Consider the following 15,724-nt stretch of genomic DNA (forward strand, 5'->3'; position numbering starts at 1 on the left):
TTCCCGCCCTCTGGGCCACCACAGGACGTGCGGCGCGGCAGGCGTCGCAAAGGAAATCACACGTCTATTGGTTATAGCGCAGACAAGGCGTATAGCCACCCCCTGGACGGGGATTACGCCGCAAACTACTGCAGCAGCCCCAGGTCCTGGGCCCGCGCCACGGCCTGAGTGCGCCGCTCTACGCCCAACTTGCTGTTGATGTGGCTGGCGTGGGTTTTCACGGTGTGCAGCGAGATGAACAACTGGTCGCTGATTTCCTGGTTCGAGCAGCCCTGGGCGATCAATTGCAGAACCGCCAGCTCGCGGGCGCTCAATTGTTCGCTCGGATGGCTGGGCTCACGTACCACCTGGGCCGGCAACAGCCCCAGCAGACTCTGGCGCAGGGGCGTGTCCGGCCCCGCCAGCAACTGCTCGCGCATCCACTCCGGATGGCTGCCGCTCAGGGCCTGGAACGGCAGCAGGGCTCCGCCGGTTCCGGCCTCCATGGCCCGGGCGAACAGCGAACGGGCCTGGGCGTCCCGCGACTCGGCGAGCGCCAGCACCACCAGTTGATTCCAGGCCAGGATGCTGAGCAGTTGCCCCCCGCTGGCCTGCCCCTGGGCCACCAGCCTGCCCAGGCGCTGCCGGGCCGCCTCGGGTCGGCCCTGGCGCACATCGAGTTGCGCCTGCTGCAACTCGATGTGCGCCGGCAGTTGGGGATGAAACTCCGGCGCGGCGGCCGGCTGCTCGCCGGTATAGGTCTGCCCCAGGCGACCGAGCCAGGCTTCGGCCAGGTCGACACGCCCTTGGGCCAGCCACAGCTCGCATTTGACCAGGGTGATCATCGCCAGGTAGTAGATCGGCGGCACATCCCAGACATGCATCAGCCGCTCGGCTTCAGCCAGTTCGGCAAAGGCCCTGGCAAAGTCGCCGCCCTGGCCTTCCTGGCAGGCGATCACGCAATAGCCGATCAGCACGCTGACATCACGACAGGCCCGTGCTTCGTGCAGTCCGGCCAGCAGGCGCTGGCGCGATGCCTGCGGTTGCAGGCGCAGGTTCAGCAGGTAGCCCTCGTATATCGTCAGCCGCGCCCGTGCCGCATAGACCCGTTGCGCGGGCAGGCCCTGCAGGCGCTGCAAGCCTTGCCGCACCTCCTCCAGTGCTCGCAGCACTTCGCCGCGCGCCTGCAGCACCCGCGCCCGGTCATAGTGGGCCAGCGCCTCGAACAGCGGGTTGCCGACCCGCTGGGCCAGTTCCAGGGACTCCCGGTTCAGGCTCCGGGCGCGCCACAGGTCGCCCTCGGCAATCGCCAGGTTGGACAGCGTCGACAGGCACAGCAGGCGCTGCCCATAACGCTTGTGGGGCAGGCTGAGCAAGGCCTCGCCGCAATAGGCCAGGGTCCGCTCACGATCACCGCGACCGCGGGCGATGATGCCACTCAGGGCCAGCCACTGGGCCAGCATGGACTGCTGCGCGGTGGCCGACGGTGCTGGCAGGAAGTTGCTCAGGTTGCTGGCCAGTTCCTGCGCCGCATCCAGCTGACAGGCCAGCCCCAATGCCCAGGCGTACAACACGATCAAGCGTGGCGAACTGGTCAGCAGGCTGTCGGGCAGGTCCATTTTCCAGCGCAGCAGCATGCCGACGTTCTGCTCGGCCAGCAGTTGCTCCTCGGAAAGGTTCTGCACCAGGTTGGCCGCCACATCCAGGTGACCGGCGCGCAAGGCCTGCTCCACCGCTTCATCCAGCAACCCCTGGGAGCTGAACCAGCGGCAGGCGCGCAGATGCAGGCTGGCGGGTGGGACCAGGCCGTTGGCGGCGGGGCGGCTGCGCAGCAGGTCGGAAAACAGATGGTGGTAGCGGAACCAGTGGCCATGCTCGTCCAGCGGCACGAGAAAGACCTGATGCGATTGCAGGTAATCGAGAATCTGCCCGCTGTCATGGGACTCGCGGATCGCATCGCACAGCTCGCGGCAAAAACGCTCCTGGGAAGCGGTGTCGTAGAGAAAGGCCTGGACGTGCGCCGGCAGGAAGTCGATCACCTCCTCCAGCAGGTAGTCGCGAATCAGACCCTCGCCGCCATGCAGGACCTGGGGCAGTTCCTCATCGTTGGCCTGTGCCGCCAGCAACCAGAAGCGCAGACCGGCGACCCAGCCCTCGCTGCGCTCGATCAGGGTCTGCAGGGCTTCGCCGCTCAAGGCGTTGCGGTGCCGGTCGAACAACGCCATGGACTCGTCGAGCGTCAGCCGCAGGTCCTGTTCGCTCAGTTCCAGCAATTGGCGCGACAGGCGCAGACGCGCCAGGTGCCATTCCGGTCGCTGGCGACTGGTGACCAGCACCAGCAGCCCCGGCGGCAGGTGGTTGAGAAAGAATTGCAGGCAACGGTCGAGCACCGGTCCCTGGGCCAGGTGATAGTCATCGAGCACCAGCAGCAGGGGCGTATTGTTCGAAAGCTGTACCGCCAACTCATCGAGCAGCCCGTCCAGCCACTCCTCGAAGGCGAACGGCTGATGACGCTGGCGCATTTTCAACAGGCCCAGCGCCCGGCCACCCAGGTCGGGAAAATACTGTTGCAGGCCATCGAGCAGACGCTCCAGGAAACGTCCCGGATCGCTGTCGCGTGGACTGAGCCCCAGCCACAGGCTTTGCCAGTGGCCGGGCAGGCTCTGGCAGAACTCCACCGCCAGCGAACTCTTGCCAAAACCGGCCGGGGCACTGATCAACAGCAGACGGCCATTGAGCCCCTCGCCCAGACGTTCGCACAGACGAGGTCGCAGCACATGCCCTTCTGGCAACGGCGGTCGGTAGAAGCGTCCTTCCAGTGCGGGTATGGCCGGGACCACGGGGTCTGGCATACGGAACAGATCAGTCATGGCCGGCTCTTGTCAAAGGCGGTTATCGGCAAGGCACATCAGCGCAGACTAGCGGGAATGGTCAGCGCAATGAAGGTTTTTTAGCGTAAATGTGTCGAAATGCCTGCATATTGAAATATCTAGCCACAGTTTTGCCGGGCAAAAAAACGCCCCGAACCTGTCGGGGCGTTCTGACAGAGGATGCGCCTCTGTCCTACGAAAAACCTCAGCGAACGCCGTCCTGGCGCAATGCTGCGGGGGTGAAGTCACTGGTGCTGGCGGTGAAGCCGAAGTCATACGCCTGCTTCTCTTCGTTCTTCATGCCCAGCGCCAGGTAACGGCCGGACTGCAGGTCGTAGAGGGTTTCCAGGGCGTACCACGGCACCTGCTTGTCGTAGTAGTTCTCGGCATGGGCCTCGGCCACGCGCCACAGTTGGCCACGACCGTCGTAGTGGTCGATCACCGCCGCCTGCCAGGTGTCCTCGTCGATGTAGAAGTCACGCTTGGCATAGATGTGGCGCTGGCCTTCCTTCAGGGTCGCGACCACATGCCAGACCCGGCGCAGCTCGTAGCGGGCCAGGTCCTGGTTGATATGGCCGGCCTTGATGATGTCGGTGTACTTGAGTTTCGGATCGTCGAGCTTGTAGCTGTCGGAGGCGATGTACATCTCCTTCTTGCCTTCGAGCTTCCAGTCGTAGCGGTCCGGTGCGCCGTTGTACATGTCGAGGTTGTCGGAAGTGCGCAGGCCGTCGGCCGCGGTACCCGGGCCGTCATAGGACACCTGCGGGGCACGCCGCACGCGACGCTGGCCGGCGTTGTAGACCCACGCCGAACGCGGCTCCTTGACCTGGTCGAGGGTTTCGTGAACCAGCAGCACGCCACCGGCCAGACGCGCCGGCGCGGTCACCTTCTGCTTGAAGTAGAACAGGATGTTGCCCGGGTTGGCCGGATCGTAGTCCTTCATCTTGTCGCGGAAAACGAACTGGTCCTGGAAGTACACCAGGCTGAACGAACCGTTGGCCTGGGGCGTGGCCTGGGTCACCAGGCGAGTCACGCTGCCGCCGCGATAGCGGGTGATGTGGTTCCAGATCACTTCCACACCGCTTTTCGGGATCGGGAACGGGATCGCCGTCTTGAAGTTCTCCAGGCCGTTGCCGCCGCTGACCAGGTTGGTCTTGGTGGCGTTCTCCCTGATCGCGGCAAACACGTCATCCGGTACCGTGGCACCGCGGTGGGACGGATACACCGGCATCTTGAAGGTGTCCGGGTAGCGCTTGATCATCGCGTACTGGCCGGGCGCCAACTGGTTCTTGTACTGCTCGACGTTCTGCGCGGTGATGGTGAACAGCGGTTTCTCGCCGGCATACGGGTCGGAGAGGAAACCCTTGCTGTCGACGCTGCCGATGTTCTTCGGCATCGGTTTCCAGGCCGGGATGGTGCCGGCCGCGTTACCGGCCATTTCCGCACCCATCGGGGTCAGGCTGGTGCCGAGCTTGGCGGCTTCGTCGGCCGACACCGCCGCCATCACGCTGCTCGCCAGCATGGACAGCCCGAGTACGCCGACCTGCAACAGATTCTTGGTCATTTTCATGTTCTTGTTCTTCCTGAAATCCAGCCCGCTTAGAAGTTCACACCGACGCTCAGCGCCACGAAGTCACGGTCATCCACCGTGCTGTAGTCGCCGCCGAAGAAGTTGGTGTAGGCCAGGCTCGCGGTGTAGGTGTTCTGGTACTCGGCATCGAGGCCCAGGCTGACCGCCTTGCGACCTTCCTCGAAGTTGCCGCCAGGACCTGGCGAGTAGCCTTTCACGTCGTGGGACCAGGCCACGTTCGGCTTGAGGTTGACCCCGGCGAAAACGTCCGGGTATTCCCAGATCGCCCGGGCGCGGTAGCCCCAGGAGGTGGCGGTGGTGAAGCCGTCGTTGTCGCAGTTGGAGGTACGGTTGCTGCCATCCGCGCCAGCGCCAGCGCCCGCAATCGTCGAAGTATTGAGGGCTGCGCAGAAACCATTCGGCAGTCGGCCAGGGCCGAATACCGGATCGCGACCGTAACGAGCCTTGGACTTGCTCTCAAGCCCGCCTACATGGGTCACACCCACCTCTCCTACCAGGGTCAAGCGACTCGCGCCCATGACCTGGTCAAGAAAATGTGTGAACGTGGTCTGGAATTGAGTGATTTCCTTGCGGTTGTAGCCGTGCATGTCCTGACCGATCACCCCCTTCAGCGGGGAGGCATTGCCAAAACCGGTGAGCGGGGTAACGCCGGCATACAGGATGTCCGTGGTATTCAATTGAACCGGAGCGTTTGGACGATAGCTCAGTTCGCCGCTCCAGGCGGTGCCTGTAGGCAGCGTGGTGGAGAAGCTCAGGCCATATAGACGAATGTCCTCCGGATACTCGACGAAATAACTGGAGTTACCCGCAATATAGACCGGAGCAAGTGAACCGAATGCGGGTGCGGTGAGAAACGCCGCACGGTTTGCCGCCGTAGCGCTGAAGATCGGCGCACGGCTGTGGTAATTCATGAAGTACGCGCCGAACTCCGTATCCAGCGGCTCATAGTTATAGTGGAACGCGACACCGAATTGACCGCCGTCGCGTGCATCGCGATCGCCGGCACGACGAACCAGCGTCCCCTCTTCGTTGATGTCCAGGCCCCTGGCAGTCAAACCCGCGAGGGCAGCTGGACTGGCCGCACCGATGGTCGAGCGCTTGGCCAGCAGGCGCAGGTTGTCTTTGCAACCATCGGAAATCACATCGGGCTGCGAGAAGAACGTCCCACAGTTATCCGTCACCGTCTGGTCCCATTCCAACTGATAGAACGCCTCGGCTGACAGGTTGTCGGTGAGCGTCTGGGACACATAGAACATGTTGACCGGAATCAGGCCTTCCTTGATCTCGGCCCCCGGACGACGGAACGCCGACACGTCGATCGGGTTGATGGAGTTGATACCGCCACCAATGAAGGTGCTCTCACCCCAGCTCACCACCTGCTTGCCGAAACGCACGGAGCCCGGCAGGTCGGCAATGGAATAGTTGTGGTAGACGAAGGCATCGAGAATCTGCCCGCCGGACGACTTGGCGCCTTCCTTGCGGTTGTCGTTGCTGACGTTCTTGAATCTCAGGTCCTCGTCTTCCAGCTTGAAGTCGTACCAGTACTTGCCGCGCACGAACACACCGGTGTCGCCGTACTTAAGTTCCAGGTCATGGATACCCTTGAAGATCTTCGAGAAGGTATCCCCGGCCTTGAAGTTCAGGTGTCCGTCATCGGAGGTCTGCGACAGGCCCTTGCCGCCGTTGTTGACGCCAATCAGGTTCTTGTTGGGGTTCTGGGTCGACCAACTGGCCCCCAGCGACAGCGACGAGTCGAAACTGCCCTCGATTTCACCGATGTTGAAACTGACACCGAATGCGGGGCCAGCGAGCGTAGAGGCGAGGCTGACGGCCAGGGGCAACTTCGCCCGGCGCCAGAACTGGTTTACTGAGATCATCGACACTACTCCATGTACTTTATTGTTATGGCAGTGAGCACTTTCAAGAACGCCCCGTCACATGGAAATCCCGCTTTCCTGTCTCGTTCGAGGTGGCACGTTCATAGCGCGTGCCTGCTCCGTTATTGAAAATCCCTGGGCGGACTATAGCCAGCAGGTAGTACTGCTTGATCCCTCTAAAGTGTGATTTGCAGTCGCAACCACTCTGGCACAGCCTTTTGACCCGCCTCGCCACAATCGGCTCGGCAAGCATGGCCGAAAAAAATCATTTGGCAAGGCAAGCGCTTGCTTGGTCGGGGATTGCCACGCCCGGACGGGCGTGGCGAGAAGGAATTACAAGGTGGAAAGGAAGGCGCTGTTGCTCTCCTGCCATTCGACGATATCGAGGCGGATACGCTTCTTGTCGAGCTTGCCGACGCTGGTCTTGGGAATTTCAGTAACAACGGCGATCTGGCTTGGGATCGCCCACTTGCTCAGGTGGCCCAGCTCGACGAACGGCTTGAGATGTTCCTTGAGTTCCCGCGCATCGAGCTGATGGCCCTCGCGCAGTACCAGCAAGGCAAACGGACGCTCACCCCATTGCGGATCGGCGATACCCACCACCGCCACTTCGCGGACGCCCGGATGGCGGCTGACCAGATCCTCCAGGGCCAGGGACGACACCCATTCACCGCCGGTCTTGATCACATCCTTGATCCGGTCGCGGATGTCGATCACGCCCATGCTGTCCAGGGTCGCGACATCGCCAGTGTGCTGCCAGCCCCCGGCCCAGAGCTGGGCGCCCTTCTCCGGCTCGTTGAAGTAGCCTTCGCTCAGCCACGGTGCACGCAATACCAGCTCACCCTGGCTTTCGCCGTCGGCGGGGAGGAAGTTGCCGTCATCGTCGATGATCGCCGCCTCGACCAGCGGCCCCGGCACACCGGCCTTGATCCGGTAGGTGGTGCGCTCGTCCTCGCTGCCGGCCATCAATTCCTCGTTGAGGTGGGCGCAGGACACCAGCGGCCCGGTCTCCGACATGCCGTAGGCGGCCGTCAACTGGATGCCGCGGCTCTTGGCCGTCTCGTACAGCGTGCGATTCAATGCGCTGCCGCCGATGACCATCTTCCAGCCCTTGAAATCGACGCCCTGCGCGGCTTTGGCGTTGAGCACCATCTGCAGAATGGTCGGCACGCAGTGGGAAAAGGTAACCTTCTCCCGGCGCCACAACTCCACCAGGTACTCCGGATCGTAGCGCCCGGGATAGACCTGCTTGAGCCCGAGCATGGTCGCCACATAGGGCAGGCCCCAGGCGTGCACATGGAACATCGGGGTGATCGGCATGTACACATCGTTGGTGCCCAGCAGCCGCACGCTGTCGACACTGCCCATGACCGTCGCAACGCCCATGGTGTGTAGTACCAGTTGCCGATGGCTGAAGTACACCCCCTTGGGGTTGCCGGTGGTGCCGGTGGTGTAGAAGGTGGTGGCGACGGAGTTCTCGTCGAAGTCCTGGAAATCGTAGACCGGACTGGCCGCCGCCAGCAGTTGCTCGTACTCGCCGACCAGGTTCGGCAGATCGGCCGTGGTCGAGTCGGTATCGGTGAGCAGCAGGGTCTTCTCCACGGTGGTCAGTTGCCCGGCGATCGCCTGGTACAACCCGACGAACTCGCTGTTGACCAGCACGAAGCGGTCATCGGCGTGGTTCATGGTGTAGAGGATCTGCTCCGGCGACAGACGCACATTGATCGTGTGGATCACTGCACCCAGCATCGGAATGGCGAACATGCACTCCAGGTAGCGATGGCTGTCCCAGTCCATCACCGCCACGGTGTCGCCGGCCTTGACCCCGGCCTGTGTCAGCACGTTGGCCAGGCGGGCGACCCGTTCGGCCAGGGTCGGATAGCTGTAGCGCACCTTGTCGCGGTAGACGATTTCGCGGGTCTTTTCATAGCGGCTGCCGGACATCAGCAGCCGCTTGATCAGCAGCGGGTATCGATAAGCGCCTTCGGCGGGCGGAATTACGCGTGTCTGCAACATGGAGTTCCCTTTCTCTGACTGCACGGTCGTGGCTAAAGATAGGCACTCTAGAGGCGCCGCGCACTCTCTAAATCAGCCAAAGGGATGATTTGCAGACGGACGCGAATAATGGCCAGGGGACATTATTCACGCCGAAACAGCCCGAACCTCAGGCCACCTGCCCCGCCGGCAACTGTGCCGGGGTCCTGGGAAACACCAGTGCGGCGATGAAGGTCAGGGCAGCGAACCCGGCCAGGACCAGGTACAACCCGGTCAATCCCTGGCGCGGCTCGAGGTAGGCGATCAGCGGAATCGCCGTGGCGCTGGCACCGAAGGACAGGCAGTAGCGCAGGGCAAATACCCGCGCCTGCCACTGCGGCGCGACGAAGTTGGCGACCATCGCGTCGTTCACCGTGACCTGGCCGAACACCACGAACATCAGCGCCGCCCCCAGCACCAGCACCGACAAGCCATCGACCTGGGCCAGACCGAACAGCAGCGGCGCCTGGCACAGCGTCAGCAGCACGAAGGGCCATTTGAGGCTGACGCGGTCGATCACCCGGCCGATGCTCAACTGCGCGACCGCGCCGAAGGCATAGGCCAGGCTGACCACCAGGCCGAGAGTCTGCGGCGAGGCGAACAGCTCATGCAGGCGCTCCTGGAACAGCTTCGGGTAGGTCATGGTGGTAGCGTTGAACACCACCCCACCGGTGGCGGTGACCAGCGCCAGCACGCTGAACACCATGACCATCGAGATCTGCCGGCCATTTTCACCCTTGGGGCGGGTGTGGGCGGTCAACGGAATCGGCTCCTCGCGAACCTGCAAGGCAAAGCCCACGCCCAGCAGGATCGAGATCGCTCCGGGCAGGATGAATGCGGCGCGCCAGCCGAAGTACGCCACCAGCAGACCGGTGATCAACGCCGAGAATGCCACGCCGAGGTTGCCCCACATGCCGTTGATGCCGATTTCACGGCCGCGGTTGCGTGCGTAGCTGACCAGCATCGCCGTGCCGACCGGGTGATAGATCGCGGCGAAGACGCCGATCAGCGTCAGCCCCAGGGTCAGCATCGGCGCCGTGCGGGTGAGGCCGGTGAACACCACCGCGGCACCGATGCCGAAAAAGAACAGCAGCATCATGCTGCGTCGACTCCAGCGATCGCCCAGCCAGCCGGCCGGCAGCGAACAGGCGCCAAAAGCGATGAAACCACCAAGGGACAGGCCGATCATCGCGGCAAAATCCAGGCCGAAGGTCTCGCCCATACCCAGCACGGCGGCGGGAAAGATCAGCATGAACATGTGATCGATCACATGGGCGGCATTGATGTAACGGATCACGTTTCTGGCTTGGTGCATGAAGGCACGCCTCACGAAAGTCGGGGGGGAGCCTTATGCTAGGTTGGCAATAAAACGCATTTCTGCCATATAAGTCATCGAATCGGACAGAGTGAGTCTGACGCACATGCTGATCAGCCATTTTCTCCACGCCCCCGTCAGTGCCTACCCGCGGGACTACCCCGATGGTGCTCACCAGGAGCGGCACCGGCATGCCGAAGCGCAGTTGCTGTACGCGGTCTGCGGCGTGATGCGCCTGGTGACGGACCAGGGGGCCTGGATCATACCGCCGACCCGGGCGGTGTGGATTCCACCGCAGGTGGAACACGAAATCTTCATGAGCGGCGAGGTGCGCATGCGCTCGCTGTTCGTCGCTGCCGAGCTGTCACCGGCCAACCTCCAGGGCTGCTGCGTGCTGGCGGTCACCCCGTTGCTGCGCGAACTGATCATGCGTGCGGTGCAGGGGCCGAAACAGGCCGGCAACCCGCTGATCCAGCAACTCATGCTGGAGGAACTCGCCACCCTGGAAAACCTGCCGCTGCACATTCCCATGCCCAGCGACCGTCGGCTGCAGCGGATCTGCCTGGCCCTGCTGCAGACCCCGACCCACCCCAACACCCTGGAGGACTGGGCCCTGCAGGTCGGGGCCAGCACCCGGACCCTGGCCCGGCTGTTCCAGCAGCAACTGGGGATGAACTTCAACACCTGGCGCCAGCAGTTGCGCCTGATGGAAGCCTTGCCCCGACTGCTGGCCGGAGACAGCGTGCAGCAGGTGGCCAAGGCCTGTGGCTACGGCAGTGCCCGGGCATTCAGCTCGATGTTTCGCCGCCTGCTCGGGGAGAATCCGCGGGAGTACGTCGCCAATCTGAACCAGTTCAGCGCACTCAGCGCATCTCGCTGAACGCCAGCTTCACGCCAATGGCAATCAGCACCGCGCCCATGGTCCGGTCGAACCAGTGGCCCATGCGGGCGAAGCCGGCGCGAACCCGCGGCTGGCTGAACAGCCGCGCCACCAGGCAGAACCACAGCGCGGTGGCGGCAGCCAGGTAGACGCCATAGCCGGCCTGGATCGCCAGTGGGGTATGGGGGTTGATCACCACGGTGAACAACGACAGGAAGAACAGCGTCGCCTTCGGGTTCAGGCCATTGGTCACGAAGCCCGCCACGTAGGCCCCACGCGCCGTGCGCTGGCCAGCCTCCCTGGCCAGCGCCTCGGTGGCCGCTGCCGCCGGCCTGGCGCGAAGGGCCTTGAAGCCGATGTACAGCAGGTACGCTGCTGCCAGCCATTTCAGCACGTTGAACAGCACGATCGACTGCGACACGATCAGGCCGATGCCCAGCAGCGAATAACCGACATGCAGGAAGATCGCGCTGCCGACCCCCAGGGCGCTCCAGGTGCCGGCACGGCGCCCGTGGGTCACGCTTTCCCTTACCACCACGGCAAAGTCGGGCCCCGGACTGGCCACCGCCAGCAGGTGGATCAGCGCAACGGTCAAGAATTCGGTCAGGTACATGGACACGTCGGTGGACTCCTCGGTAACGAGTGGCCTGTACGGTTAATTCGAACACTCAAATTCGGGTCCAGGGGTTTGCCAGACAAGGCGCCATGACGAGTCGTAGCAGGGCTACGGCGAGGAGTGGCAGCGCAGTCTGGCGAAGCCCTGGGCCCGGAGTGGGGTATGCGAATTTAGCCACACAGGCCACTGGGCAGGTCATCTGTTAGGCTGGCTACCTTACGCGTTCACCCGACAGCAAAAAAGGTACAGTTGATGAGCCACCCTCGCCGCGCGGTATTTCTCGATCACCCGTCCCTGGACCTCGGCGATCTCGACCTCGCCCCCCTGCGCAGTTGCTTCGATGAATTGCGCCTGTGCAGCCGGACCACGGCGCAGAACCTGCTGGAAAACCTGGAGGGCGCGACCGTCGCCATCAGCAACAAGGTGCCGCTGGATGCCGCGACACTGGCCGCCTGCCCCGACCTGAAACTGATCCTGGTGTCCGCCACCGGTACCAACAACGTCGACCTGGTGGCTGCCCGCAAACAGGGGATCACCGTCAGCAACTGCCAGGCCTATGGCACGCCGTCGGTGGCCCAGCACACGCTGATGTTGCTGCTGGCCCTGGCGACCCGCCTGAACGACTACCAGAGGGCCGTGGGCGAAGGCCGCTGGCAGCAGGCGACGCAGTTCTGCCTGCTGGACTTCCCGATCGTCGAGTTGCAGGGCAAGACCCTCGGCCTGCTCGGCCATGGCGAACTGGGCGGAGCGGTGGCCAGGCTGGCCGAAGCCTTCGGCATGCGCGTGCTGCTGGGGCAGATTCCCGGCCGGCCGCAGCGTGACGACCGCATCCCCCTGGCGCAGTTGCTGCCACAGGTCGATGCCCTGACCCTGCACTGCCCGTTGAACGAACACACCCGCCACTTCATCGGCGCCACCGAGCTGGCCCAGCTCAAGCCGGGCGCCTTCGTGGTGAATACCGCCCGTGGCGGCCTGATCGACGAGCAGGCGCTGGCCGATGCCCTGCGCAACGGTCATCTCGGCGGTGCCGCGACCGATGTGCTCAGCGTCGAGCCGCCCAGCGCCGGCAACCCGCTGCTGGCCGGCGACGTTCCAAGGCTGATCGTCACCCCGCACAACGCCTGGGGCAGCCGCGAAGCCCGGCAGCGCATCGTCGGCCAACTGGCGGAAAACGCCCGGGGCTTTTTCGCCGGGGCAGCGCTGCGGGTCGTCAATTGATAGACTGCCGGACTTTTTTTCAGGGAGCAGACCATGGATCCGCGCAGTGAAGTACTGCTTCGTCAGGCCGAATATTTCCAGGGCAACCTGCTGCTGGTGGGCCTGCCCGCCGACGACCTGCTCGGCCACTTGCCCAATGCCCGCGGCTGGTGCTGGCATGCCGGTGACCAGGCGGCGCTCGACGCGCGTTTCGCCGGACGCAGCCACTTTGGCGTAACCCCACCCGAGGCGGCGTTCGACGCCGCCGTGGTATTCCTGCCCAAGTCCCGCGAATTGGCCGACTACCTGCTCAATGCCGTCGCCGCCCGACTGCCTGGCGGCGAGCTGTTCCTGGTCGGCGAAAAACGCGGCGGCATCGAAGGCGCGGCCAAACAGCTGTCGGTACTCGGCAAACCGCGCAAGCTCGACAGCGCGCGGCATTGCCAGCTGTGGCAGGTCACCGTCGCCGAGGCCCCGCAGGCCAAACCGCTGGAAAGCCTGGCCAGGCATTACCGGCTGGACCTGACGGACGGCCCACTGACCGTGGTCAGCCTGCCGGGAGTATTCAGCCATGGCCGGCTCGACCGTGGCACGGCCCTGTTGCTCGAACACCTGGACAATCTGCCTGGCGGCCCCCTGCTGGATTTCGGCTGCGGTGCCGGCGTGCTCGGGGCCGTGGTCAAACGTCGCTACCCGGACAACCAGGTGATCCTGCTCGACGTCGATGCGTTCGCCGCCGCCAGCAGTCGCCTGACCCTGGCGACCAACGGTCTGGAGGGCGAAGTGCTGACCGGGGACGGCATCGAAGCCGCCCCCCTCGGTTTCAGTACGATCCTGAGCAATCCACCGTTCCACACCGGGGTTCACACCGACTATCAGGCCAGCGAGAACCTGCTGAAAAAAGCCGGTAAACATCTGCAAAATGGCGGCGAACTTCGCTTGGTCGCCAACAGCTTCCTACGCTATCAGCCGCTGATCGAAGAACACGTGGGCCCCTGCGTGACCCAGGCCGAAGGCGACGGTTTCCGAATCTACAGCGCCCGGCGTCGCTGAAAAATAAACGCTTGCGCAATGGGTTTTGCCTAGGCAGAATCCGCTCCGTCCTAGGGGAGTAGTCTCCCACGAGCGCCACGCTCGTCCGGCATGCGTCAACATACTTGGTCCTCAGACCATGGCGCATGCGACCCACGGTTCGCACAGACGAGCCCGGGGTTTGACAAGACCTATGACACGCACACCTTACCCGGGGCGGGAAGGCTGTACGTGTCATAGCCGCGTCGACCCGCCCCTTAGGAAAACCTGATGCTGGATTCCCTTCTCGTTCCCACCGCAATCGTTGCCTTGGCCGAAATCGGCGACAAGACGCAATTGCTCGCGCTCATCCTGGCAGCTCGTTTTCGCAAACCCTGGCCGATCATCGCCGGTATCGTCGCCGCGACCCTGGCCAACCATGCCGCAGCCGGTGCGGTAGGCGCCTGGTTCGGCAGTTTCTTCTCGGATGCGGTTCTGCACTGGATTCTCGCCGCGAGCTTCACCGCCACCGCGTTGTGGACCCTGGTACCGGACAAGATGGACGATGACGAAGCCAGCACCAGCCGCCGGTTCGGCCCGTTCCTGACCACGCTTATTGCCTTCTTCCTCGCGGAGATCGGCGACAAGACCCAGGTCGCCACGGTCATGCTGGCGGCCCAGTACCCGGAACTGTGGCTGGTGATCATCGGCACCACCCTGGGCATGCTGATTGCCAACGTGCCGGTGGTGCTGGCCGGCAACTTCGCCGCCGACAAGCTGCCGCTGACCCTGATCCGTCGCCTGGCCGCCTCGGCGTTCTTCATCCTGGCGATCGTCGCGGTGTACAAGGCACTGCAGAGCAGCGGCTGGATCTGATGGGAACCACGGTGGCGAGGGGCAGCCCCCGCCACCGTGGGCAATGGACAGGCTCTGCGGTCCTCAGGACTTGCGGGCCTGCTGGTACAGCGGCATGACCTTCGGAATGGCCGCCTGCAACGAGGCGATCCGGCTGCTGGACGCCGGGTGAGTGCTCATGAACTCCGGCGGCGCGCCTTCAGAAGCCTTGCTCATCTTGTTCCACAGACTGATGGCCGCATTCGGGTTGTAGCCGGCGCGAGCCGCCAGTTCAAGACCGATCAGGTCGGCCTCGTTTTCGTTTTCGCGGCTGTTGGGCAGGGTCATGCCATAGTTCGCCACGGTATCGGCCAACGCCAGGCTGTCCTTGCCCAGGCCGAACAGGGCACCCGCACCCTGCTTGGCCATTTCCAGCCCGTAGGCCTTGGACATCGCTTCGCGCCCATGCTCACGCAGGGCGTGGGCGATTTCATGGCCCATCACCGCAGCGATCTCGTCGTCGGTCAGCTTGAGCTGGTCGATCAGGCCGCTGTAAAAGATGATCTTGCCGCCAGGGCCGCAGTTGGCGTTCAGTTCATCGCTCTTGATCAGATTGACTTCCCACTGCCACTGGGCCGAATCCGGACGGAATGTCGGCGCCTGGGCGATCAGCCGGTTGGCGATGGCCTGAACCCGCTTGGCATTGGTGCTGGTCTTGTCCAGCACCCCCGACCCCTTCGCCTCACCCAGCGTCTTCTGATACGACTGGGCGTACATCTGATCGACTTCCTGGCTCGACAACATGCTGAACATATATTGTTGGCGCTGGACACCCACGGCACCACCACTGGTGGTATTCACCGCCTGGCACCCGGCCAGCAGCAGCCCTGTCGTCAACGCACACAAAACCAATCGTTTAGTCATGAACACTCTCCCTGAAAACTGCCGGCTATCCTAGGCGGTGATGTGTATCGACGCCAGATACAAAGCATCTGTAGTCCTGGATTTCAGACGAGCTTCAACATTTGTAGGAAAAAATTCACGATCAGCGCCACAGCGCGATCCATCAGAGCTGGGGACTTACTCATTTACGACATGGGCACACTCAAAACAGTCATTTCCTGCCCGCCCCCTCATGCCCGGCCGATGCCCTGCCGATATAACCGTACAGACGTCACCTACCGCGTCCGGAGCCTCCATGAAATTCAAGTCGATTCAGTTTTCCGTCGCGGCCCTGGCCGGCGCCATCGTTCTCAGCGTGGTTGCCGCCCTGGTGATCTATGCCCTGGTGTCCGGTGCCAAGACCCAGGACATGGTGCAACAACGTACCCAGGAACAGTTCGAACAAGTCATCGAACAACGTCTCAATGCCCTGGCCAGAACCCAGGTCAGCCAGATCCAGCGCGAGCTCGAGGCGCCTCTGCTGATCGCCTCCGGCCTGGTGCATGTCAACGCCCTGATCGGCACTCCGGACGCCGACGGCAAGCCGGTCCTGAGCATCAGCCGCGAACAGCTGATCA

The 15,724-nt window shown here is 63.5% G+C and carries 11 protein-coding genes and 1 riboswitch; of the genes, 4 read left to right on the forward strand and 7 right to left on the reverse strand.

The window, feature by feature from the left end; translation table 11 throughout:
• Nucleotides 1-125: 125 nt before the first annotated feature.
• From ACM62G_RS07055 to ACM62G_RS07075, 5 genes are all read right to left on the reverse strand, one after another.
• Nucleotides 126-2,849 (reverse strand): LuxR C-terminal-related transcriptional regulator, encoded by a 2,724-nt coding sequence (locus ACM62G_RS07055; RefSeq protein WP_419736926.1) that lies wholly within the window; start codon nucleotides 2,847-2,849, stop codon nucleotides 126-128.
• 205 nt (nucleotides 2,850-3,054) lie between these two features.
• The gene (locus ACM62G_RS07060) at nucleotides 3,055-4,419 is read right to left on the reverse strand and encodes a DUF1329 domain-containing protein (RefSeq protein WP_419736927.1); all 1,365 of its coding nucleotides are present in this window, start codon (nucleotides 4,417-4,419) and stop codon (nucleotides 3,055-3,057) included.
• 29 nt (nucleotides 4,420-4,448) lie between these two features.
• A complete protein-coding gene (locus ACM62G_RS07065; RefSeq protein ID WP_054061454.1) occupies nucleotides 4,449-6,317 on the reverse strand; it encodes a DUF1302 domain-containing protein in 1,869 nt (622 codons plus the stop codon).
• A gap of 333 nt (nucleotides 6,318-6,650) precedes the next feature.
• Nucleotides 6,651-8,333, reverse strand: a complete 1,683-nt coding sequence (locus tag ACM62G_RS07070) for a fatty acid--CoA ligase (protein ID WP_054061453.1) — start codon at nucleotides 8,331-8,333, stop codon at nucleotides 6,651-6,653.
• Nucleotides 8,334-8,481: 148 nt separating this feature from the next.
• Nucleotides 8,482-9,666, reverse strand: a complete 1,185-nt coding sequence (locus ACM62G_RS07075) for an MFS transporter (protein ID WP_419736928.1) — start codon at nucleotides 9,664-9,666, stop codon at nucleotides 8,482-8,484.
• A gap of 106 nt (nucleotides 9,667-9,772) precedes the next feature.
• Here ACM62G_RS07075 and ACM62G_RS07080 point away from each other — a divergent pair, with 106 nt between their 5' ends.
• Nucleotides 9,773-10,546: an AraC family transcriptional regulator gene (locus ACM62G_RS07080; protein WP_419737493.1), complete on the forward strand. Its 774-nt coding sequence runs from the start codon at nucleotides 9,773-9,775 to the stop codon at nucleotides 10,544-10,546.
• Here ACM62G_RS07080 and ACM62G_RS07085 read toward each other — a convergent pair.
• A complete protein-coding gene (locus ACM62G_RS07085) occupies nucleotides 10,530-11,159 on the reverse strand; it encodes a LysE family translocator (protein WP_419737494.1) in 630 nt (209 codons plus the stop codon). The two genes, ACM62G_RS07080 and ACM62G_RS07085, sit on opposite strands and share 17 nt — an antisense overlap.
• A gap of 255 nt (nucleotides 11,160-11,414) precedes the next feature.
• Between ACM62G_RS07085 and ACM62G_RS07090 the strand changes: the two genes are divergently transcribed.
• From ACM62G_RS07090 to ACM62G_RS07100, 3 genes are all read left to right on the forward strand, one after another.
• A complete protein-coding gene (locus tag ACM62G_RS07090; protein WP_273825716.1) occupies nucleotides 11,415-12,380 on the forward strand; it encodes a 2-hydroxyacid dehydrogenase in 966 nt (321 codons plus the stop codon).
• 33 nt (nucleotides 12,381-12,413) lie between these two features.
• On the forward strand, nucleotides 12,414-13,412 hold the full coding sequence (locus ACM62G_RS07095; protein WP_419736929.1) for a methyltransferase: 999 nt from the start codon (nucleotides 12,414-12,416) through the stop codon (nucleotides 13,410-13,412).
• A gap of 41 nt (nucleotides 13,413-13,453) precedes the next feature.
• Nucleotides 13,454-13,573, forward strand: a riboswitch (yybP-ykoY riboswitch).
• Between the two features lie 88 nt (nucleotides 13,574-13,661).
• A complete protein-coding gene (locus ACM62G_RS07100; protein ID WP_273825715.1) occupies nucleotides 13,662-14,246 on the forward strand; it encodes a TMEM165/GDT1 family protein in 585 nt (194 codons plus the stop codon).
• Nucleotides 14,247-14,309: 63 nt separating this feature from the next.
• On the opposite strand, the gene ACM62G_RS07105 is transcribed toward ACM62G_RS07100, so the two are convergent.
• The gene (locus ACM62G_RS07105; RefSeq protein WP_054058555.1) at nucleotides 14,310-15,128 is read right to left on the reverse strand and encodes a M48 family metallopeptidase; all 819 of its coding nucleotides are present in this window, start codon (nucleotides 15,126-15,128) and stop codon (nucleotides 14,310-14,312) included.
• Between the last annotated feature and the right edge of the window lie 596 nt (nucleotides 15,129-15,724).

Source organism: Pseudomonas sp. COR18, from assembly GCF_048568395.1.
GTDB classification, from domain to species: Bacteria; Pseudomonadota; Gammaproteobacteria; order Pseudomonadales; family Pseudomonadaceae; genus Aquipseudomonas; species Aquipseudomonas fuscovaginae_B.